Raw genomic sequence first — 20,820 nt, 5'->3', positions numbered from 1 at the left:
CCGGGGCCGGGCGGGCGCGGTCAGGGCTCAGGCGTCCTCGTCCACCTGGATGGCGGCCCCCGGGCAGACGGCGGCGGCCTCACGTACGGCGGCATGCCGGTCCGCGGCGGGCTCGGCCTCCAGCAGGATGACGATGCCGTCGTCCTCGTTCTGGTCGAACACCTCCGGCGCGATCAGCACGCACTGGCCCGCGCCGCAGCATTTGGCCTCGTCCACGACGATCTTCATCTGAGTCTCCTCCTCACCAGCGGACCGGGACCTGGCGCAGGCCGCCGACCACGAGGCCCTCCACCCGGTGCAGCTCCTCCACCGGCACGGCCAGCTCCAGGGTGGGCAGCTTGCGCAGCAGCACCTCGAGGACGACCTGCAGCTCGGTGCGGGCCAGGGACTGGCCGAGGCAGGAGTGGGAGCCGGAGCCGAAGGCCAGGTGCGGGTTCGGGGTGCGGGTCAGGTCCATCTCGGCGGCCGCGTCGAAGACGCTCTCGTCGCGGTTGGCGGCGGCCATGCTGCAGATCACGGTGGTGCCGCGGGGCAGCACCGTGCCGCTGACCTCGGTCTCCTCCTTGAGGTAGCGGGGCAGGCCGAAGCCGGAGTTGGCGTCGAAGCGCAGCACCTCCTCCACCGCCGTACGCACCAGCGACGGGTCGGCCAGCAGCCGCTCCCAGCGGGTGCGGTCGGACAGCAGCATCCCCACCATCTTGCCGATCATGTTGGCGGTGGTCTCGTGCCCGGCCACGAGCAGCCCCATCCCGGTGGCCAGCAGCTCGACGTCCGTCAGGCCCTCGCCCTCGGCGGCGCTCGCCTCGATCAGCTCGCTGAGCAGGTCGTCGCCCGGCGTCACCCGCTTGGCGGCCACGTGCTCGGACATGTACTGGATGAACTCGGCCTGCGAGGCGTCGGTCTCCGCCTGGGTGAACTTGGTCAGGTTGAGCAGGCTGTCCGACCAGTGGGCGAAGCGGTCCCGGTCGGAGGCGGGCACGCCGAGCAGGTCGCAGATCACGTACACGGGCAGAGGGAAGCCCAGGGACGCCTTGAGGTCGCCGGGGGCGCCGTGCTCGACCATGTCGTCGATGAGCTGCTCGGCGATCTGCGCCATGGCGGGCCGCAGGGCGGCCATGCGCTTGGCGGTGAAGTACTTGCCGACCAGGCGCCGCCACCGCTGGTGCGGCTCCCCGCTGTCCGGGATGATCGCCGCCATCTCGCTGCTGAACAGCCCGCCGTCGTCGTTGGCCGACAGCCGGGCCGCGTCGGGCGCGTTCAGCAGGCGGGTGAAGCGCGGGTCGGCCAGCACCTGCTTGACGTCCTCGTACCGGGTGAGCAGCGTGGCCTCGTCGCCGCTGGGCAGCGTGACCCGCGCGACCGGACACTTCCCCCGCAGGTCCGCCCACTCGGCAGGCGGCTCCAGCGCCGCCTCGCTCGGGATCGGATAGCTCAGGACCTGCTCGCTCTGCGTCATGCGGTATCTCCTCAAAAGGGTACGGAACTGGCGATGTCGCGCTCCAGGAATACCGGACGATGTCGTCCGGTTGCTACCGTACTCCTATGCCCAACACGCGTCGACCCAACAGAGGCCCCAGCGCCGCCGCCGAGAACCGCGCGGCGCTGATCGAGGCGGCCCGCGAGCTGTTCGCCACGGACGGCTTCGACGCGCCGCTCACCTCGATCGCGCGGGCGGCCGGGGTCGGCCAGGGCAGCCTCTACCGGCACTTCCCCGACCGCGTCAGCCTCGCGCTGGCCGTGTTCGACGAGGGCATCAAGGCGCTGGAGGCGCTGGCCACCGACCCCGCGGCCACGCTCGACGACGTGCTGGCGCTGACGACCGATCAGGCGATCGCCTCGACGGCGTTCATCGCGATGGTCAGCGCCACGGATCCGCGCATCATGAGCCTGCGTTATCAGGTGGAGGCGCTGCTGGAGGGGCCGCTGGCCAGGGCGCGGGAGGCCGGCCGCGTACGCGAGCACGTCACCGCCGAGGATCTGGTGACGGCGTTGGGCATGATCGCGGGGCTGCTCGCCAAGATACCGGCGGACCTGCGGCGCGAGACCGCCGACAGGGCGTGGCTGCTGCTCCGCAAGGGCCTGGAGCCCTGATCCCCGGGGCGGCGGGCGCGGGAGGCGCCCGCCGCCTTCCGACCCGGTCGCGTCAACGCGTCCGGGTCGTGTAGGAGTGGGCGCCGGCCCCGGCCAGGGCGCCGCCCTCCACGATCAGGTACTCCTCGCGGATCGGCGTGCCCTCCAGCCACGATTCGAGGATCTCGCGGGTGCCGGCGGCGTAACGCGCCTGGGCCGATAGGGAGGAGCCGGAGATGTGCGGGGTCATGCCGTGGTGCGGCATGGTCCGCCACGGGTGGTCGGCGGGCGCGGGCTGGGGGTACCAGACGTCGCCCGCGTACCCGGCGAGCTGCCCGCTCTCCAGCGCGCGCACGATCGCGTCGCGGTCGGCGATCCTGGCGCGGGCGGTGTTGATCAGGTACGCGCCCCGCTTCATCGAGCCGATCAGCTCGTCGCCGAACAGCCCTTCGGTTTGCGGGTGGAGCGGCGCGTTGACGGTCACCACGTCGCAGTGCGGGACCATGGCGGCGGCGTCGGGGTGGAAGGTGAGCCCGAGCTCCTCCTCGACCTCGCGTGGCAGGCGGTGCTTGTCGGTGTAGTGCAGGTGCACGTCGAACGGCTTGAGCCGGCGCAGCACGGCCGTGCCGATGCGGCCGGCGGCGACGGTGCCGATGTGCATGCCCTCGACGTCGTAGGAGCGGGCGACGCAGTCGGCGATGTTCCAGCCGCCGTCCAGCACCGTCCGGTGGGAGGGCAGGTAGTTGCGCACCAGGGACAGGATCATCATTACGACGTGCTCGGCGACGCTGATGCTGTTGCAGTAGGTGACCTCGGCGACGGTGATGCCGCGGGCGATGGCGGCGTCGAGGTCGACGTGGTCGGAGCCGATGCCGGCGGTGACGGCCAGCTTCAGCTTGGGTGCGCGGGCGATGCGCTCGGCGGTCAGGTACGCGGGCCAGAACGGCTGGGAGATCACCACGTCGGCGTCGGCCAGCTCACGGTCGAACTCCGAGTCGTCGCCGTCCTTGTCGGAGGTGACCACCAGGGTGTGGCCGCGTTCTTCGAGGAAGCGGCGCAGGCCCAGCTCGCCGGAGACGCTGCCGAGCAGGTGGCCGGGGGTGAAGTCGATCGCCTTGGGGCTGGGCAGCGTCTGGCCGCCCGGGTAGCCGGTCAGCGCGGGCAGGTCGTCCCGCGCGTATGAGGTGGGGTACCCGTCGATCGGGTCGTCGTACAGCACGCACAGCACCTTGGCCATGGCCTCTGCTCCTCGTCGGTCGGGGGATGATCTCACTGTCCGCCGCCGTATATCCGCAGGTCAAAGCGTTTGTGCCTATCGGGTGATAGAGGGCTTCTATGCCAGGTGGTCGTGGGTGAGCCGGTCGAACACCTCGCGCAGATCGAGGTCGCGGGCCAGGTCCAGCAGCGCCCGGGCCATCACCGATTCCGGGCCCGTGCCGGCCAGGACGAGGCCCACGCGCGGCTCCCGGGCGGGCCGCTCCAGCCGGACGACCCGCATGCCCTCGGGCACCCCGAACATGTGCAGCCAGGCGTGCGCGATCACGCTGGACCAGCGGTGGGTCGCGACGTGCGCGAACAGGGCCGAGACGGTGTCGGTCTCGATCGCGGGCACGGCCACCGCGCCGGCCTGGCGGAAGTTGGCGTCCAGGATGCGGCGGTTGCGCATCTCGGGGGCCAGCAGGCACAGCGGCAGCGCGGCCACCTCCGCCCAGCGCGCCACCCGGCGCTCGGCCAGCTCGCCGTCGGACGGCGTCAGCAGCAGGTAGCGCTCCTCGTAGAGGGGATGCACCTCACCGAACTCCTCCTCGTCGTCGAGGTACGTCATCGCCATGTCGATCTCGAACTCGGCCAGCCGCCGCGTGATCTCCCTCGACGACAGCGAGGTCAGCAGGACCCGTACGTGCGGGTAGCGTTCGCAGAACGGCGTGGTCAGCAGCGAGGCGGCGGTCAGTGCGGTCGGGATCGCGCCCATCCGCAGCGTGCCCGACAGCCCTTCGCGCATCTTCGACAGGTCCTGGCGCAGGGCGTCGGCGTCGGCGAGGATCCGGTGGGCCCACAGCAGCACCCGCTCGCCCTCCGGGGTCAGCCCGGCGAAGCGCTGGCCGCGCCGGACGAGGGGCACGTCCAGCTCGCGTTCGAGCTTGCGGATGGCCGCCGACAGCGACGGCTGGGAGACGTGACAGGCCGCGGCGGCACGGGCGAAATGCCGCTCCCGAGCCAGGGCCACCAGATACTCCAACTGGCGCAACAGCACGCCATAGGATGCCCCGCGGGCCCCTGCCGCGTCCATCTTTTCGCGGGGTCAGGGGCGAGGGCGCAGGGCGTCCAGCAGGAGCCCGGTCAGCCGGCCGGCGGGACGGTCGCTGTCGCGGGCGTGGCGTTCCATGGCGAGCGCCCCCGACAGCAGGGCCCGCAGGTCGGAGACGTCGACGTCGGCGCGGACGGCGCCGGCGCGCTGGGCGGCGCCGAGCAGGGCGCCGAAGGCCTCCCACACGTCGCGCTGGACGCCGTCGGACGGCTTGACCGGCGATCCGGCGGCCTCCAAGGCGTCGCACAGCGCCTTGTTGAGCATCGCCTGATCGATCACCCGGCCCAGGAACGCGAGGAACTCCTCGCCGGGCCGCTCCGCCGCCGAGAGCGTGCGGGCCTCGTCGGCGAACTGCCCGATCCGGTCGTGGATCACGGCCTCGAACAGCGCCTCCTTAGAGGGGAAGTGCCGGTAGACCGTGCCGGCGCCGACGCCCGCCCGCCGGGCGATCTCGTCCAGCGGAACCGCCATGCCCTCCGCTGAGAACGCGGCCTCGGCGGCTTGCAGCACGCGGTCGCGGTTGCGGCGGGCGTCGGCGCGCAGCGGCTTGTCCGGCGTCATCGATGGCTCCCTTCTAGACAAACGGGGCGCGCGTTCCGTATCGTCCAATCCTGAAACGGGGCGTGCGTTCCGATTCTATTCCGTTCTCTCCGAGGGGATTCACCATGTCCGAGAACCTTCAGGCGGTCGTCGAGCACCTGCGCCAGGCCCTGGCGAGCAGGGATGCCGACGCCTTCACCGCCGTGTTCGCCGACGACGCCGTCTATGAGCTGCGGTTCGGCATGCCCGGGCAGCCGCGCCGATTCGAAGGAGTGCAAACCATCCGAGAGCACATGAAACAGGGCGCCTCCGGTGGGATCGCTCGGCTGCTGAGCTTCGACGACGTCCACGCCACCGTCTACGAGGCCGCCGACCCGGAGGTGGTCGTCGTCGAGTTCGAGCCGGAGGGCAGCGCCGGCGGCACGCCGTTCCGGTTCGCCTCGTCGCTCGGGGTGATCCGCGTCCGCGACGGCGCCGTGGTCTCCTACCTCGACTACCCCAACGCCGTGGGCGCCGCCGAAGCCGTCGGCATGCTGCCCGAACTGGCGGCCGTGCTCGCGCCCGTGCGGCCCGGGAGCGCCAGGGAGGTCGCCGCGCGGCTGATCGAGGTCTCGGCGACCGGCGACTACGAGGCGATGCTCGCCCTGTACGCGCCGGACGTGGTCATCGAGATCCCGTTCGCCCCGCCGGGCGTGCCCACGCGTTCGGTCGGCAGCGACCTCCTGCGTGCCCGGGTCGAGGCGGTGAAGGGGCTGTGGCGGTTCGAGCGCGCGGACGCGGTCAACCTGCTGGAGACCGCGGACCCGGACGTGGTGGTGGCCGAGTTCACCCTGCACGGATCCGTCACGGCGACGGGCAGGTCGTTCGCCTCCACGTACGTCATGATCGTGACGGTGCGGGACGGGCTCATCGTGCACTCGCGCGACTACGGCAACCCGATGGCCTCGGCCGAGCTGATGCGCGAGGTGGCCGGCGCGTGAGAGCCCCGGTCAGGGGGCGGTGAGCACCTCGATCAGTTGCTTGGCGAACTCCTCGGGGGCGTCGGTGAAGCTGTGCCCGCCGGGGAACTCGACCAGCCCGAGCCCGAGCCGCTCCGCCAGCAGCGCGGCCGGCCGGTAGGGCAGGTGCCCCCTGGTCTCGTGCCCGGCGGCCAGGACCAGCCGGTCGGAGACGCGGCCGAGCGCGGCCAGGTCGGGGACGTAGGACGTGAACTGCCGCAACTCATGCTCCATCATGATCGGAGCGTTGTTCATCAGCCGGGTCATCATCTCGGCGGCCCGGGGCGGCAGCGAGGCCGGGTCCGGCAGCGGCCGGAGGGTCCCGCCGATGCCCTCCATGAACCGGGCGGACGCGGCCGCGAGCCCCTGCTCGCGGAAGAGCCGGTGCACCTCCTCGACGAAGGCCCGCTGCGCGGGGGCGTCGGGGAGGACGGCGAAGCACGGGGGCTCGTGGGCGACCAGGCGGCGCACCCGCTCAGGGTGCCGGGCGAGCAGGTCGAGGCCGACGATGGCGCCGCTGCTGCCGCCGAAGACGTAGGCGGGCCGGTCGGGGGTGACGGCGTCGAGCAGCCGGCGGGCGTCTTCGCTCTGCACCTCGACCCGCTGGTCCACGGCCGGGCCGTCGAGGTGGCTGCGCGAGTAGCCGCGCGGGTCGAGGGTGATGAGCGTGAAGTGCTCGGCGAGCGGGCCGGCCAGTGCGTCGAAGATCGCCGCGTCACCGCCGCCGCCGGGCAGCAGCAAAAGTGCGGGTCCGTCGCCGCTGACCTCGTAGTAAAGCCTGGCGCCTGGTACGTCCAGCGTGGCCATGATGATCCCCTTTCGGTCGTTCCTAGGAATGCTAGCCTATTTCCTAGAGCTACTAGGTTTTGTGGGCGCGCGGAACACATCACAGGTGCCTGGACGTACCGAGAGGGGCTACTGGGGGGTGAAAGGGAGGTAGACGGTGCGGGCGTCCTTGCGTGCCCGCCGTGCCGCCGGGATGCGGGCGGTGGTGGCGGCGGGGAGTAGCCCGGCCGCCTCGTCCCAGGGGAAGAAGCCGAAGTCGTCGAGCTCCGAGGCCTGCAGGACGATCTGGCTCGGATCCGTGACCGTGCCGCCGTCGAACAGGAAGTTGGCCATGCTCTGCGGCCGGTCGCCCACCGGCAGCACCCAGTCCACCACCAGGAGCCGGCTCACCGTCACGCGCAGTCCGAGCTCCTCCTCGACCTCGCGGACCGCGCACTCGTGGGGGTGCTCGTCGGCCTCCATGATGCCGCCGGGGATCGCCCAGTGGGGCCGGTAGTTGGGCTTGACCACGAGGACCCGGTCCTCGGTATCGGTGAGCAGCACGCACGCCGAGGCGTAGAACGCCGGAAGGGTCGCGTACCACTCGGCCGGCTCCAGGAACGACTTGCTCATCCGTCCACGCTACCCGTTCCGCCCCCGGGATCCCGGTAGCGCCGGGCCGTCTCCCAGCGCGCCGGCCCGGCCGCCACGCCGGCCGCGCGCTCGGGGGCACCCCTCAGGATCGCGGTGGCCGCCCCCCGCCCGGAGTCCTCCCACAGGCCGGCGTTGACGCTCTCCAGCAGCGACAGCATCAGCCCGCCGAGGGCGGGCGCGAGCACCTCGGCGGGCAGGTGGTCGTGGAAGACGCCGTCGGCCTGCCCGCGCCGGACGATGGCGACGGCGTCGCGCCGGCTCCGTCAGGCTCGCAGTCACAGGACGCACTCGACCACCTCTCCCACGTCTTCCCCGAGGTCAGCGGAACGTCGGCGCGGATGGTGGTCGTGCTGCCGGAGCACGCCCGCGCCGACGTGCCCGCTGTCAGGAGCGCGGTGCAGGCGGCCGCACGGGACATCGAACGGCTCGACCAGGTCGCGGCGGCCGAACCGCCGCTGCCCACCCACGGCGCGATCATCGCCCTGCGGCCGGTGCTCTGAACGCTTCTTAAAGGGACCCGAGGCCCGCGGGCTCCGGCGGGCCAGGGACCGTCGGGTTCCAAACCTGCGCCGAGATATGGCGGGCAAAAGTTGTGGTGTACGGCTTTTGTGGCTTTTTGGGTGAAATGTAACTCCCGTGTTCTCAATGGCTGCCCACACTGGAGAGGCAGCCGGGGTGCGAGCCCGGGGCTGCGTTCGAGCCGTGGCAGGTTCGCCCGCCGCGGCACTCCGAACTCGGGGGGATCACAGTGAAACAAGTGCTTCTCGCGGCGGCGCTGGCGCTGGCCGCCGGTGCCACTGGTACCGCCGGCGCAGCTGTCCACACGCGTACGCCGGTGCCATCGCCGGAGGAAACGACCGCCGCCCCGGAGATGTCGCCGACTTCGCCAGAGATGTCGCCCACCTCTCCGGAAATGTCACCCACTTCTCCGGAAATGTCGCCCTCGCCGACCGCGACCGCCGCCGCCAGCCCGTCCGGACCCGGCTGCTCCGCGATCGAGGGCAACCTGGCCGAGGTCGCGGACCAGCCCGTCGGCACCGCACTCTCCAAGATCTCCGAGCTGTCCAAGCTGTCGGAGGCGGTGAAGAAGGCCGGGCTCGAGGAGAAACTGGACTCCGCCACGGACATCACGGTCTTCGCGCCGGACAACAAGGCGTTCGACGCGATCCCGAAGGAAGCCCAGGACAAGCTCATGGCCAACAAGGAAGCGCTGACCAAGCTGCTGTCCTACCACGTCGTGATGGGCAAGAAGGCGCCGTCCGACCTGGTCGAGGGCGCCACGCTCAAGACCATGCAGGGCGGGTCCCTGACCGTGAAGGGCTCCGGTGAGAACCTCACCATCAACGACGCCAAGATCGTCTGCGGCGGCGTGATGACGAGCAACGCCACCGTCTACATCGTCGACAAGATCCTGCTGCCCCACTGACGGGATCTGCCCTATCGGGGAGCGCGGTCACCATCGGCCGCGCTCCCCGCCGGCTCCCGTCCTTCCCATGCCAGGGTTGCCGACCGCGTGCGCCGCCCTCGACGGTTGAGCGATCGCTTAAATCGGTCTATGGTCTGATTAAGCAGTCGCTCAAAAGGATGTCGGGGGTGCGGGTCGTGCCTGCTGCGGTCGTGGTCGGCGGGGGGATCGGAGGGCTGGCGGCGGCGATCGCGCTGCACCGGATCGGGTGGCGGGTGACCGTGCTGGAGCGGGCCGTCGAGTTCGGCGAGATCGGGGCGGGGCTGGCGCTCTGGCCGAACGCCACGCGCGCCCTCGCCGCGTTGGGCCTGGCCGACCGGGTACGGGCGATCGCCGGCGTGGAGACCGTGGGCGGGGTGCGGGACCGGGCCGGGCGATGGCTGTCCAGGACCGACAACGCCGACGTGGCGAGGCGTCACGGGTGGCCGCTGCTCATGGTGCACCGGGCCGAGCTGGTGCGGGTCCTCGTGGCGGCACTGCCGGCGGACCTCCTGCGGCCCGGCAGCGAGGTGCAAGCCGTGCGGCCGGACGGCGACGGGGTGGTCGAGCACCGAGGCGGGCAGGTGCGGGCGGACCTGGTGGTGGGGGCCGATGGGATCCGTAGCCGGGTGCGGCGGCAGGGGTGGCCGGAGGCGCGGGCGCCTCGGTACGCCGGATGTACGGCGTGGCGGGCGGTGACCGAGCCGCTGGGCGGGCGAGGCGCCGAAGGGGCGATTTTCTGGGGGCGCGGAGAGCGCTTCGGGTTCGCCGCGCTGCGGGGCGGGCGGTTCTACTGCTTCGCTGCGGCCCGGGCGCCCGAAGGCGGCGAGGAGGACGCGTACGCGGGGCTCGTGAGCAGGTTCGGCGGCTGGCCCGATCCGGTGCCCGAGTTGCTGGCGGCCGTGCCTGAGGACGCCGCGCTGCGGCACGACGTGTACGCGGTGCCGCCGCTGGCCACGTACGTGCGGGGGAGGGTGGCGCTGCTGGGGGACGCGGCGCACGCGATGGACCCGGCGCTGGGGCAGGGGGCGGGCACGGCGCTGGAGGACGCGGTCACGCTGGCCGCCTGCCTGCGTTCGGACCGCGACGTGGACGTGGCGCTCGCGCGGTACGACCGGGTGCGGCGGCCCCGTACCCGGGCGATCGTGCGCCGATCGGCCCGGATGGGGGCGGCGTCCCTGATGGCTTGGGGACCGGGGGCGTGGTCACGGAACCTCGCCGCCCGCATGGTGCCGCCCAGGCTGCTGCTGCGGTCGATGGATCCACTCCTCGGATGGACGCCACCCGAGTCGGCGGAACGGGGCACCGACCCGCTGCCCGAGCTCGATGGAATGCCGGGCGGAGGGCCGGGCGGAGTGCCGGGCGGACCGCCGGGTGGAAGGCCGGGTGGACGGCCGGACGGAGGACGGGGTGGAGGGCCGGGGAGCGATGCCTGACTGGACGTACCAGCCGCTGCGGGGGATCGCGGGGGCGCTGCTGGGCGTACGGCGGTCGCGGCGGATGGCGCTGCGGACGCTGGCCTGGACGGGATCGCTGCCCGGCGGCGGGCGGGCGGTCGCGCGGCTGCTCGGGCATCGGCACCCGCCCGCGCATCTGTCGGGCACCGTGGACGGAGTGGCGGTGCGCAGCCGGCTGGGCGCGGCGGTGCCACCGGAGGTGGCCCGGGACGCCGTACGTGCGCTGCCGCCGCTCGGGGCGGGGCTCATCCTGGTGGAGCCGGTCGGGCTCGCGGACGTGCCGCTGGTACGGGAGGCGGCGGCGGGCAGGCGGGTGCCGCTGCTGGTCCGCACGGGGGACCCGGCCGTGACCGCCGCCCTGGCAGCACACGTGGACGCGATCCTGCCGACGGGCGACGAGGAGGAGCCTCGGGCGGGGCGCGGCGGGGAGGAGCTTCGGGCGGGGCGCGGCGGGGAGGAGCTTCGGGCGGGGCGCGACGTGGAGTGGCCTCGGTCAGACCAGGGCGTGGAGGAGCCCCAGGCAGAGCGCGGCGGGCCCCGGGGGGAGCGCGGAGTGGAGGCGGGTGGGCTTGAGCGCGGCGTGGGAGTGGGCGGGGCCGAGTGTGGTGTGGGGGTGTGTGAAGGGGGCATCGTGTTGCCCGCTTCCCCGGCCGTTGGAGCGGCGGCCCGCATTCTTGCCGATCCCGCCAAGATCGTGCTCGCCACACCGGCCCTCCTGATCGAGGCAGGCCCCGGGTGGTTCGGGCGGGTGATGGAGGCGGCGACCTCCACCGCGCCCGCCCCCTCGCCGCGGGCCGTCGGTCGCGACCCCCGACGGTGGCCCGGCTGGTGGTGGGGGCTGGTGACCGGGGCCGTCATCGCAGTCGCCGGGCTCGTCGCCGCGGCGGTCGCGCTTGGGCCGGTGCTGCTCTGGTACGACCGCGCCTTCCTCGACATGGACCAGGAGGCATTACACGCCGTCAACCACCACCTGGTCCACTTCCTGCGGCACGACCGGATCACGCTGGCGGGCACGATGGTGGCCGTCGGCGTCCTCTACCTCGGACTCACCGCCGGGGGCATGCGCCGCGGGTGGCCGTGGGCGCGCGAGGCGTACCTGGTCTCGGGGGCGATCGGGTTCGCCGCCGTGCCCTACCTCTTCACCCACGGGTACGTGGAGCCGCTGCACACGGCGCTGGCCGTCGTGCTCCTCCCCATGTTCCTGGCCGCGGCCCGGCGGCCCCGGGAGCGCCCTCGATGGACCTCCCGCCCGGACGGACCCGAAGGCGAACGCCGCCGGGCGCTCACCGGCCAGCTCCTCATGGTGGTCACCGGGGTCGGGCTGTTCGTCGGCGGCGTGGCCGTGTCGGCCGTCGGTCTCGGCGGCGTCTTCGTCCCGAGCGACCTGGAGTACCTGGGAACCGGGCCGGACGCGCTGCGGGCGGCGGCCGGGACGCGGCTGCTGCCGTTCGTCGCGCACGACAGGGCCGGGTTCGGCGGGGCGCTGCTGGCCGCCGCGGCGGCGATCACCCTGCTGAGCGCCTGGGGATGGCGGCGGGGTGAGTCGTGGGTGTGGTGGACGCTGTCGCTCGCGGCCGTCGCCGGGTTCGTGCCCGCCGTCCTCACCCACCTGGCCATCGGGTACGTCGACCTCTGGCACCTCGCGCCGGTCCTGTTCGGGATGGCCCTCACGGCGACCGCCCTGACACTCTCCCGCCCGTACCTGTGCTCCCCATAGTGCTGGTCGCCCTGGTTCAGCTCAGTGCGGCGGCGGTCCGCTCCCGGAGCAGGGCTTCATGGGCGGGCTCGGTGTTCAGGGTGACGGTCAGCCCGGCTTCGGCGGCGTCGGAGAGGACCGCCAGCAGCGTGGCGAACTGCTCGGGAGGCTCGTCGCCGAGCAGTTCCTCGGCGTGCGCCACGAACAGGGCGACGGCGCCGGTGTCGCGCAGCGAGTCGGTGAGCGCGTCCCAGTTGCGGCCGAAGTAGGCGGGCAGGCGCAACACCCGCGCCACCTCCTCGAAGAAGGTGGCGCGGGTCCGGCAGGCCCGCCCGTCGACCACCGTCGGCGCCGGGCCGGTGGACACCGTGAGCCAGGACGGCAGCGGACGTTCGGCGGAGGTCATGGGCGTGCGTCCCTACAGGCGGTAGAAGTCGGTGTAGTGGTTGGGCGAGAACCACACCACGCCGGTGCTGCGGTTCACGACGATCCGGTACGCGTCACGCGCGGCCCCGCGCGCCCGGGAGTACACGTCGTACTCATAGTAGGTGGCGCCGCTGGGCAGCTGGCCCTCGCGGTTGTAGAAGCGGCCGCCGGTGTAGTTGTAGCGGCCGTCCGGCCAGGAGTACCAGCCGCTGGAGGTGGGGTAGCCCTTGGAGGCCCAGGTCGAGCTGGCCGAGCGCGCGTCGGAGCACCGCGAGATGGTGCAGGAGTTGTAGACCGAGGCGTTGGCGGGGGTGATGCCGACCAGGCCGATGAGGGACACGAAGGCGGTGAGGACGACGGTGAGCCTCACCGGCCAGGAACGTCCGGAGCGTTGCGGGGTGTGCACGAAGCCTCCTCGTGGGGGGTGCGACGGACACCGCAATGATCCCCGCAGAATTGGGCAAATAACGACAAAGATCACTAAAGGAAAGATGAACACTCGGAATTGGTCCAATCGGTCGGACCGCAAATGGCCCATCTCATAGGGCCGAATGGTCCATAGCCTCCTGGACATGCAATCCAACACCGTCCTGACCCTCCTTCAGGAGCAGCACCCCACGGTCCCCGAAGGGGCCTGCTCGATGACCGCCCTGATCGAGCTGCCGCCGGGGGACTCGGGCACCCCGCCGCACCGCCACGCCGGCCCGGTCTTCGGCTACATGCTCGAAGGAGAAATGATCTTCGAGCTGGAGGGCGAGCCCGAGCGGGTCATCCGCGCCGGCGAGGCCTTCTGGGAGCCGGGCGGTGACGTCATCCACTACCAGGCGGCCAACAACCTCCCCGACGCGTGGAGCCGTTTCGTCGTCGTGATGCTGTGCGCCCCGGGCGAGCCGATGCTCACCCTGGTCGGCGAGGAAGAGCTCGACCGCCGCCGCGACCGCCGCGCCCCACGCGGCTGACCGGCTCATGAGGGGGCGTCGGTGTGGCCCCCGGGATGGCGTTTGCGCCAGATCAGGAAGACGACGCAGGACACCAGCGACCACGCCCCCAGCACCAGGAACGGCATCAGGCTCTGGTGGGCGCGGAAGTAGACGGCGGTGTGCTGGGCGTTGACCGACGCCCCCGGCGGCAGCCAGCGGCCGATGACGCCGAGCGGTGACGGCAGCAGCGGCCACGACACCGCCCCGCCGGAGGAGGGGTTGCCCAGCAGTACCATCAGCCCCCAGGTGGGAAGCATCGCCCAGCGTCCGAGGAAGGCGTGGAACATGGTGAACACCATCCCCGTCGCGAACATGGTCAGCGCCAGGATCAACCACGACTCCAGGACCGGCAGCTTCAACGCGCCCAGCAGCCAGTCCACGACCGCCACGATGGCGAACGCCCCGAGCCCGGCGTAGGCGGCGGTGAAGGCGATCCGCTCGCCGGGATTGAGCTGGGCGGCGTTGGCGCTGAGCTGGGCCGCCCCGGTGAAGCCGATGATCACGGCGGCGAGCGTGATGTAGAAGATCGCCAGGCCGCGCGGGTCGGCTCGCTGGAGCGGCTTGATGTCCCTCATCGTGAGCCGCACCCCCACCCGGGCGGCGACGCGTGGAGCCTGCTCGACGAGCAGCAGCGCCACCGACGCGCCCGAGGCGCTCGAGACGTCCATCTCGACGTCGTTCCCGCGCACCGCGAATATGGCGAAGGCCCGCTGCTCCTCGATGGCTCTTACGGCGTCGGCGTACGTCCGCTGGAAGCGCAGGACGAGTGAGGACTCCAAAGACTGCTCCAGACCGGCGACGAAGGCCTTCCCGCGTACGGTCTGGGCGCTGACGCCGACGACCGCCACGGGCATGTGGTGCGGCGTCGGGGAGGCCATGGCGTACGTGTACGACCCGGCGAACAGCCCCGCCCCCGCCGACAGGATCAGCGTCAGGACGGACGCGGGAAAGTACGGCGATCGCTTGAAGGCCGCCCACCAGTCACCCATGCGCCCACGCTAGGCAGGCGCCCGCCGGTCAGGGCCGCTGACATTCCCTCCCTGACGGCTAGCGAAGCCTTTCGTGACGGGCCCGTTCCCAGAACGCGCCGGCCCGCGGTGGAGCACGTGGCCGACCGGCCGTCGCCGTGCGGAGCGGGCGGTTATCCGGCCGCCGCCGTGCGCAGCGCGCGGTAGAGCAGGCGGCTGTCGCCCAGGTGGTGGCGCAGGAGCTTCTCCAGGCCGCCGATCGGGACCAGGTTCTGCGGCGCGCGCGGATCCTTGTAGTCCACGCCGGCCAGCGGCGGCAGGGCGAGGGTGACCGCGTCGGCCAGCCGTACGACCTGGGCCGGGTCCAGCTCGGCGCTGGCCTCGCAGCGCGCCACGCCCGCCCACGGCGCCGACGACTGGACGGGAAGCCGCAGGTACCAGGCGTGCCGCCGCCAGCTCGTGCCCATCAGGAACACGGGCGTGCGCTGGCCCGGCGCGAGCGCGGCGACCACTGCGGACTGCGGCGGCGGCAGGTAGGCGGTGTGGTGGGTCTTGATGTAGCCGATCGTGCGCGGCAGGTGCGTACGCCCCCGCAGCGGCCCGTCCACCAGCAGCAGGTCGTCGCCGCGGTCGCGGTGCCGCACCGCCAGGTCCACCTCCAGCTGGGTGACCAGCCGCTGCAACGCCAGGGACAGCTCCTCGAAGCTCGCGTCGGCGGCCTTGCTGGGCTCGTACGTGGCGTGCGTGGTCTTGACCTCGGGCGTGTGCGGCGAGGCGGAGATCAGCGACCGGTTGACCTGGATGGCCGCGAGGTCGGCGCCGTCCGGGCCGCAGCGGACGATGCCGGCCGCGTACGACGCCGCGATCCCCGGGACGGGCATGGGCGCGTCGGGATCGTCGACCCACACGCGGGCGTCGATCCTGCGGACCCCGTCGGCCACCAGCAGCGTTTCGGGAGGGGAGGCGTCGGGCCCGGGCGTGACGGGTTTCCAGTCGGCGGCCGGCCGCTCGATGTCGATGACCAGCTCGGCGCTGGTGGCGCCCATCTCGGAGAGGTTCTCGACGGCGAGGGCGGCGGCGTAGCCGGGGTCCCACGGGTCGACGGTGAATCCCGTCATGGAGCGATGGCCGCCTTCCGCACGTGGGAGCCCTTGCCGTCGCGCCTGACCTCGAAGCGCACCGGCACGCGATCGGCCAGCGCGGGCACGTGCGTGACGACGCCGATGAGGCGGTCCTGGCCGGCGGCCAGGCGTTCGAGGGTGCCGGCGACGGTGTCGAGCGTGGCCGGGTCGAGCGTGCCGAACCCCTCGTCCAGGAAGATCGAGTCCAGGCCCCGGGCGACGGCGCCGGACAGCGCCAGGGCCAGCGCGAGGGCGGCCTGGAAGGTCTCGCCGCCGGACAGGGTGCGGGCGCTGCGCCGCAATCCGGCCTCGCCGTAGTCGATGACCTCGATGTCGCCGGTCTTGTCGCCGAGGGCCAGCTCGTACTGGCCGTCGGACAGCTCGCGCAGCGTGTCGGAGGCCGAGGCGACCAGCACGGCCAGGGCCTCGGCGCACAGCCAGCGCTCGAAGGCGTTGGCCCGCAGGCGCAGGGCGAGCTCGTGGGCGACCTTGGCCTCGTGCTCCTTCCCGGAGACCTGGAGCTCGAGGTCGGCGGCGCGCTTGCGCTCCTCCTTGAGGCGTTCGAGGGCGCTGTCGGCGCGGGCGACGGTCCCGGCGACGGCGGCGCCGAGCTGGTCGGGCGAGGCGTCGCGCGGGGTGACCACGCCGTGCTGGGCCAGCCGCTCGGTCAGCCGGCGGCGGTCGGCCGTGAGCCGGGCGCGGGCCTGCGCGAGTTGCTCCTCGCGCTCGGCCAGCTCGGCGCGGGCGGCCTGCGCGGCCCGGTCCCGCCAGCCGAGCAGCTCGGTCCACGCCTGGTGCAGGTCGCGCCGGTCGAGGAGCGGCGGCGGGTCCTCCTGCCGGCCGGAGACGAGCAGCCGGTCGCGGGCCGCCTCCAGCTCCCGCCAGGCGCTCTCGGCCTGCCGCTCGGTGCGCTCGGCGCCGGCCCGCGCCTCGTCCAGCTTCCCGCGGGCGGCGCGCAGCGCCCCGCGTGCCTGGGTGGCCAGCTCGTCGGCCTTGGCGATCGCGGCCAGCCGGCCTTCGAGCTCGGCCCGGTCCCCGGGGGCGGGCAGCGCGGCCAGCTCGGACTCCGCCCGCTCGGCCTGCGCGGTGAGCATCGACGCCGAGGTCTCGGCCCGCGCGTGGGCGGCCCTGGCGCGCTCGGCGCGTTCGCGCGTGCCCGCGAGGACGCGGTCGGCGGCGCGGATGTCGGCGGGCGGCTCGTGCCGGGGCAGCTCGGAGACGGGGTGCCGGCAGACCGGGCACGGCTCGCCCACGGCCAGCCGCGGGACCAGGTGGGCGGCCGCGTGGGCGTCGCGCAGCCGTTCCCGCTGGGTCTCGGCGGCGGTCAGCGCCTCTTCGGCGGCTTCCCGCGCGCCGGCCAGGTCCCGCAGCGACGCGGCGGCCGTCGCGGCCTCGGCGCGGGCGCGGGCGGCGTCGGCGGCCAGGCGCTCGCGGGCGTCCAGCGCGGTCAGCGCCGACCGAGGCGCGCCCCGGTCGCCCAGCGCTGCCAGCGCCTCGTACGCCTCGTGGTCGTCGGCCTCCAGCGTGGCCACCTCGCCGGTCAGCGCCTCGACCGCCTCGGCGGCGGCGCGGCGGGCGGAAGCCAGCGTGGGCACGGCGGCGGGCATGCGCAGCGCCGACAGCATCGACCGGCGCTCGGCCATGGCGGCCAGCTCCTGCTCGGCCCGGCGGATGTCGCCCTCGCGGGCCCGCAGCAGGTCAAGGTCGGCGCCGATGGTCTCGGCCAGCCGCCGCAGCGCCTCCAGCCGCTCCGCCAGCTCCCGCTCGGCCTCCGCGGTCGCGCCGGACAGCTTGGTGAGCTGGTCGCGGGCGAAGGAGGCGGCCTGCTTGGCGGCCTCCTCCTCGCGGGCGGCGCTCTGCCTGATCCGCTCGTAGACGTCGGCGTCGAGCAGCTGCACCAGCAGGTCCTGCCGCTCGCGCGGCGCCGCGTGCAGGAACTCCGCGAAGCGCCCCTGCGGCAGCACCACGCACTGGGTGAAGAACCGGTATTCCAGCCCGGTCACCCGCTGTGCCTCCGGGGTGACGTTCTCGCCCTCGGCGAGCGGCTTGACCACCGCGTCGAACGCCTGCTCGAGCGGCGAGGCCGGGTCGAGCTCGTCGAGCCTGGCCTCCTTGGTGCGCACCGCGCCCTTGGCGTCGCGCACCATCGACCGGGCCACGCCGAAGCGCCGCCCGTTGCTGTCGAACACCATCGCCACCTTGCCGGCCGCGACGGACGGGGCCAGGGCGTGGGCGATGGAGTTCTCCCTGCCCCAGCGCGGCACCGTGCCGTACAGGGCGAAGCAGATCGCGTCGATGATCGTGCTCTTGCCGGCGCCGGTCGGCCCCACGAGCGCGAAGTATTCGGTGTCGGAGAAGTCGACGGTCACCGGCTCGCGGAAGCTGCCGAAGTGGTCCAGGTGCAGCAGGAGGGGTCGCATCAGCCGGTCACCTCGTCGTAGAGCCGGTCGAACAGCGTGGCCACCTGCTCGTCGTGGCGGCCGGTGGCGGTCAGGTATTCGCGGAACAGCTCGCGCGGGCTGCGCTCGGCCGAGCCGGTCCTGCGCGTGGCGGGCACCGGCCGGAACCGCTCGTCCAGGACCACGTCCACGGCGCCGTTCAGCAGGCCGCGCACGTCGTCGGCGAGACCCACCCGGGGTTTCTCCTCCACGATCACCTTGAGCCAGTCGTCGCCCGGCTCGATGGCCTCCAGCTGCTCCAGCGTGCCGCGCACGGTGCGCAGCCGCCGCGCCGAGGTGAAGGCCAGCTCCCGCACCACGGCGGGCTTGCCCGGGGTGACCTCGACCAGCAGCGCGCCCGGGGTGTTGCCCTCCTCGCCGAAGTCGACCGCCAGCGGCGAGCCGCTGTACCAGATCGGGCACGGGCCGGGGATCTGCTGGCGGCGGTGCAGGTGGCCGAGGGCGGCGTACTGGGTGGCGGTCGGGAACGCGGTCGGCTCGAAGTAGTAGGAGAAGATCGACTGCGCCTCCCGCTCGCCGCCGCCGAACGCCCCGCCGGGCAGGGTGCCGTGGGTGGTGACCAGGTTGACGGTGTCGGCGTGGAAGCCGGCGGTGAGCGCGCCGATCAGCTCGCCGATGCGGGCGGCGTAGTCGCGGTTGTGGTCGGCGGCGGTGCCGGTGAGGACCTCGGCGGCGCGTACGACATAGCGGTGCGACAGGAACGGCAGCACCGCCAGCCGCACCGGCTCGCCCGAGCGCGCCGTGAAGGCCAGCGTGCCGCCCGCGTCCGGGCGCCGGAACGAGCCGATCACGTGCAGGCCCAGCTTGCCGAGCACCGGCCGGTAGACCTCCAGCAGCTGCGGGTTGTCGTGGTTGCCGGCCAGCACGACCACGTCCCTGCCGTCGCCGCGCAGCGCCATGAGCGCGTTGAGCACCAGCGACTGGGCCTCGGGCGTGGGCGCCGAGGTGTCGAACAGGTCGCCGGCCACGATGACGGCGTCGACGTCGTGGGTGCGGGCGGCGGCGACCAGCTCGCGCAGCACCTCCCGGTGCTCGTCGAAGCGGGGGCGGCCCTTGAGCACCTTGCCCACGTGCCAGTCCGCGGTGTGCAGGATCTTCACGAAACCACCTGTGGTCAGAAGGGCGGGATGTCGTCTTCGACGCCGGGCAGGCCCTGGAACGGATCGGCCGAGACCTTCGCCGGCTCGGTCGCGGCCTCGGCCGGCCGGGTCGCCCAGGCCGGGAAGGGGAAGGCGACGGCCAGCGGGACCGGGATCTCCGGCTGGGCGACGAACATGGTGCCGGGCTTGGCGATCGTGGCGCGCTCCCTGACGGCCGGGGGCAGCCAGCCGTACTCGGACCGGGCGGCCTCGGCCGGGTCGAGGCGGCCGGCGACGCGTACGGCGCTGTTGGAGACGATGCGCCGCTCCACCTCCGAGGCGGTCTGCTGGGCGCCGATGAGGATGACGCCCAGCGAGCGGCCCCGCTCGGCCACGTCCAGGAGGATCTCCTTGATCGGGGAGTCGCCCTCGCGCGGGGCGTACTTGTTGAGCTCGTCGAGCACCACGAACAGCAGCGGCCGGGCCGTGCCCGAGGACTCCTTGCGGTGGAACTCGCCGCGCAGCACCACGCCCACCACGAACCGCTGCGCCCGCTCCGGCAGGTTGTGCAGGTCCACGATCGACACCTGCGCGTCGGAGGTGCGGACCGAGTGGTTGCGGTAGAACGGCAGGTCGCCCCGGACGATCGGGGACAGCGGCCGCACGGCGCTGCGGAGCCTGCGCAGGAACGCGTTGACGGTGCCGAGCGGCGTTTGCGCGCCGGTCCACTCGCCGCGCGTGCCCTCGTCCTGGAGCTCGTCGGACAGCAGTTCGACGAGGTCGGTGAACGTACGGCAGGACGTGCCCCGCACCATGATCGCGCCGCCGTCGCCGACCGGTTCGGCCCACGCCTTCAGCCGGGCGGCGACCTGGCCGACCAGCAGGGAGTAGCCGGCCCGCTCGTCGTCGGAGTCGGCGAACACGAAGCGCAGCAGCTCCTCCTGGCAGAACTCGACCAGCGTCCAGTAGAAGGAGCTCACCCCCTGCGTGCGCGCCGAGACGTGCGGCACGCCGTTGGGGTCGTTCGGCCGGGGCGGGGCGAAGACGTGGACGCTGCCGAACGCCCTGGCGGGCAGCCCCAGCCGGGCGTAGACGCCTCTGGCGCGCTCGTCGAGCCGCACGTTGTCGTGGTCGAGGAAGAGCAGGTCCTCGCCCTTGACGGAGAAGATCAGCGCCTTGGTGTTGGCGGCCTCTCCCTCCAGCACGCCCGAATTGAAGATCGAGTAGAGCAGGAAGGTCGCGAAGGAGGTCTTGGTGGCCACGCCGGAGACGCCGGAGATCGACACGTGGGCGCCGCGGGTGCCGTCGAGGAAGTCGAAGTTGACGTACAGCGGCTGGCCGTCGCGGCCCATGCCCAGGGGGATCCGGCGGTCCATCACGTCGAAGTAGAGGGCCTGGTCGCGGTCACCCGAGCCGGCCAGGAAGACCTTGGAGCCGGGCAGCGGCGGCACGAACACCTCCGGCTCGACCCGCGTCACCCGCACCTCCGCCACCTCGACCACGGCGGCCGGCAGCGCGCCCTCGGCGATCAGGAAGACGTCGGAGTCGTACGCGGCGCCCTCGTGCCTGGCCTCCACGGTCGTCACCACGCCGGCCACGAGCACGGTACCGTGGCCGGGCACCTCGCGCCTGGTCACCACCACGTCGTCGAGCTGGACGACCTTGCCCGGCTCCAGGCCGACCCAGAACGACAGCGGCGAGGCCGCCTGGGTGCCGAGCACCCGCCCGACGGCCTCACCCGCTGTGGCCGCCGCTGTGCTCACCTGATGGTTTACCGCCCCGTTGACCGTCACTCATCCCTCCGCCCCCACGAAACGCCCTTCTAAAGGAGCGTAGTGGCCCCGAGGTGTGCGTC

Annotated in this window: 22 protein-coding genes; 7 read left to right on the top strand and 15 right to left on the bottom strand. The window is 73.0% G+C overall.

The annotated features are described in order from the left end of the window. Positions 1 to 27: 27 nt before the first annotated feature. Together ABZX61_RS41740 and ABZX61_RS41735 are read right to left on the bottom strand one after the other, a co-directional pair. The gene (locus tag ABZX61_RS41740) at positions 28 to 228 is read right to left on the bottom strand and encodes a ferredoxin (protein WP_355202446.1); all 201 of its coding nucleotides are present in this window, start codon (positions 226 to 228) and stop codon (positions 28 to 30) included. Between the two features lie 13 nt (positions 229 to 241). Continuing rightward, on the bottom strand, positions 242 to 1,456 hold the full coding sequence (locus tag ABZX61_RS41735; protein ID WP_355202443.1) for a cytochrome P450: 1,215 nt from the start codon (positions 1,454 to 1,456) through the stop codon (positions 242 to 244). Between the two features lie 86 nt (positions 1,457 to 1,542). Between ABZX61_RS41735 and ABZX61_RS41730 the strand changes: the two genes are divergently transcribed. Next, positions 1,543 to 2,091, top strand: a complete 549-nt coding sequence (locus tag ABZX61_RS41730) for a helix-turn-helix domain-containing protein (RefSeq protein ID WP_355202439.1) — start codon at positions 1,543 to 1,545, stop codon at positions 2,089 to 2,091. Positions 2,092 to 2,143: 52 nt separating this feature from the next. On the opposite strand, the gene ABZX61_RS41725 is transcribed toward ABZX61_RS41730, so the two are convergent. From ABZX61_RS41725 to ABZX61_RS41715, 3 genes are all read right to left on the bottom strand, one after another. After that, entirely contained in the window at positions 2,144 to 3,307 is a 1,164-nt protein-coding gene (locus tag ABZX61_RS41725) for an NAD-dependent formate dehydrogenase (RefSeq protein ID WP_355202436.1), read from the bottom strand. A 96-nt stretch (positions 3,308 to 3,403) separates the two neighbouring features. Beyond that, entirely contained in the window at positions 3,404 to 4,318 is a 915-nt protein-coding gene (locus tag ABZX61_RS41720) for a LysR family transcriptional regulator (RefSeq protein ID WP_355202434.1), read from the bottom strand. 54 nt (positions 4,319 to 4,372) lie between these two features. Continuing rightward, positions 4,373 to 4,939, bottom strand: a complete 567-nt coding sequence (locus ABZX61_RS41715; protein ID WP_350732180.1) for a helix-turn-helix domain-containing protein — start codon at positions 4,937 to 4,939, stop codon at positions 4,373 to 4,375. A gap of 104 nt (positions 4,940 to 5,043) precedes the next feature. On the opposite strand from ABZX61_RS41715, the gene ABZX61_RS41710 reads away from it, so the two are divergent. After that, a complete protein-coding gene (locus tag ABZX61_RS41710) occupies positions 5,044 to 5,898 on the top strand; it encodes a nuclear transport factor 2 family protein (RefSeq protein WP_355202431.1) in 855 nt (284 codons plus the stop codon). Positions 5,899 to 5,907: 9 nt separating this feature from the next. Here ABZX61_RS41710 and ABZX61_RS41705 read toward each other — a convergent pair whose 3' ends face one another. The 3 genes from ABZX61_RS41705 to ABZX61_RS41695 all read right to left on the bottom strand — a co-directional run bounded on the left by ABZX61_RS41705 (position 5,908) and on the right by ABZX61_RS41695 (position 7,520). After that, the gene (locus tag ABZX61_RS41705; RefSeq protein ID WP_355202428.1) at positions 5,908 to 6,723 is read right to left on the bottom strand and encodes an alpha/beta fold hydrolase; all 816 of its coding nucleotides are present in this window, start codon (positions 6,721 to 6,723) and stop codon (positions 5,908 to 5,910) included. Between the two features lie 108 nt (positions 6,724 to 6,831). Next, positions 6,832 to 7,314 (bottom strand): NUDIX hydrolase, encoded by a 483-nt coding sequence (locus tag ABZX61_RS41700; protein WP_350732185.1) that lies wholly within the window; start codon positions 7,312 to 7,314, stop codon positions 6,832 to 6,834. Further along, a complete protein-coding gene (locus ABZX61_RS41695) occupies positions 7,311 to 7,520 on the bottom strand; it encodes a hypothetical protein (protein WP_355202426.1) in 210 nt (69 codons plus the stop codon). The genes ABZX61_RS41700 and ABZX61_RS41695 overlap by 4 nt, the downstream gene beginning before the upstream one ends. An 18-nt stretch (positions 7,521 to 7,538) precedes the next feature. On the opposite strand from ABZX61_RS41695, the gene ABZX61_RS41690 reads away from it, so the two are divergent. From ABZX61_RS41690 to ABZX61_RS41675, 4 genes are all read left to right on the top strand, one after another. Continuing rightward, complete coding sequence (locus ABZX61_RS41690; protein WP_355202424.1) at positions 7,539 to 7,835, top strand: hypothetical protein; 297 nt, start codon at positions 7,539 to 7,541, stop codon at positions 7,833 to 7,835. Between the two features lie 413 nt (positions 7,836 to 8,248). After that, complete coding sequence (locus ABZX61_RS41685) at positions 8,249 to 8,761, top strand: fasciclin domain-containing protein (protein WP_355202421.1); 513 nt, start codon at positions 8,249 to 8,251, stop codon at positions 8,759 to 8,761. A gap of 176 nt (positions 8,762 to 8,937) precedes the next feature. Further along, a complete protein-coding gene (locus ABZX61_RS41680) occupies positions 8,938 to 10,215 on the top strand; it encodes an FAD-dependent monooxygenase (protein WP_355202419.1) in 1,278 nt (425 codons plus the stop codon). Then, positions 10,208 to 11,953, top strand: a complete 1,746-nt coding sequence (locus tag ABZX61_RS41675) for a hypothetical protein (RefSeq protein WP_355202416.1) — start codon at positions 10,208 to 10,210, stop codon at positions 11,951 to 11,953. Before ABZX61_RS41680 ends, ABZX61_RS41675 begins: the two co-directional genes overlap by 8 nt. Before the next feature lie 16 nt (positions 11,954 to 11,969). On the opposite strand, the gene ABZX61_RS41670 is transcribed toward ABZX61_RS41675, so the two are convergent. Then, positions 11,970 to 12,338 (bottom strand): barstar family protein, encoded by a 369-nt coding sequence (locus tag ABZX61_RS41670; RefSeq protein WP_355202413.1) that lies wholly within the window; start codon positions 12,336 to 12,338, stop codon positions 11,970 to 11,972. Positions 12,339 to 12,350: 12 nt separating this feature from the next. Then, positions 12,351 to 12,764 carry a ribonuclease domain-containing protein gene (locus tag ABZX61_RS41665; protein WP_355202410.1) on the bottom strand — a complete coding sequence of 138 codons (414 nt, stop codon included), beginning with the start codon at positions 12,762 to 12,764 and terminating at the stop codon, positions 12,351 to 12,353. A 166-nt stretch (positions 12,765 to 12,930) separates the two neighbouring features. Between ABZX61_RS41665 and ABZX61_RS41660 the strand changes: the two genes are divergently transcribed. Further along, positions 12,931 to 13,317, top strand: coding sequence for a cupin domain-containing protein (locus ABZX61_RS41660; RefSeq protein ID WP_355202407.1), 387 nt, complete (start codon positions 12,931 to 12,933; stop codon positions 13,315 to 13,317). A 5-nt stretch (positions 13,318 to 13,322) separates the two neighbouring features. Here ABZX61_RS41660 and ABZX61_RS41655 read toward each other — a convergent pair whose 3' ends face one another. From ABZX61_RS41655 to ABZX61_RS41635, 5 genes are all read right to left on the bottom strand, one after another. After that, entirely contained in the window at positions 13,323 to 14,327 is a 1,005-nt protein-coding gene (locus ABZX61_RS41655; RefSeq protein ID WP_355202404.1) for an ABC transporter permease, read from the bottom strand. A gap of 152 nt (positions 14,328 to 14,479) precedes the next feature. Next, the gene (locus ABZX61_RS41650; RefSeq protein ID WP_350732201.1) at positions 14,480 to 15,424 is read right to left on the bottom strand and encodes a hypothetical protein; all 945 of its coding nucleotides are present in this window, start codon (positions 15,422 to 15,424) and stop codon (positions 14,480 to 14,482) included. Continuing rightward, the gene (locus ABZX61_RS41645; protein WP_355202400.1) at positions 15,421 to 17,847 is read right to left on the bottom strand and encodes an SMC family ATPase; all 2,427 of its coding nucleotides are present in this window, start codon (positions 17,845 to 17,847) and stop codon (positions 15,421 to 15,423) included. The genes ABZX61_RS41650 and ABZX61_RS41645 overlap by 4 nt, the downstream gene beginning before the upstream one ends. Continuing rightward, positions 17,847 to 18,986, bottom strand: a complete 1,140-nt coding sequence (locus ABZX61_RS41640; protein ID WP_350732204.1) for an exonuclease SbcCD subunit D — start codon at positions 18,984 to 18,986, stop codon at positions 17,847 to 17,849. Before ABZX61_RS41640 ends, ABZX61_RS41645 begins: the two co-directional genes overlap by 1 nt. 14 nt (positions 18,987 to 19,000) lie before the next feature. Beyond that, entirely contained in the window at positions 19,001 to 20,728 is a 1,728-nt protein-coding gene (locus ABZX61_RS41635) for an ATP-binding protein (RefSeq protein WP_355202397.1), read from the bottom strand. Positions 20,729 to 20,820: the final 92 nt, after the last annotated feature.

It is taken from the genome of Nonomuraea sp. NPDC003709, from assembly GCF_040610775.1.
GTDB lineage: Bacteria > Actinomycetota > Actinomycetes > Streptosporangiales > Streptosporangiaceae > Nonomuraea > Nonomuraea angiospora_A.
Note: the sequence above shows the minus strand (reverse complement) of the source record. Positions and strands in the feature narration are given on the sequence as shown.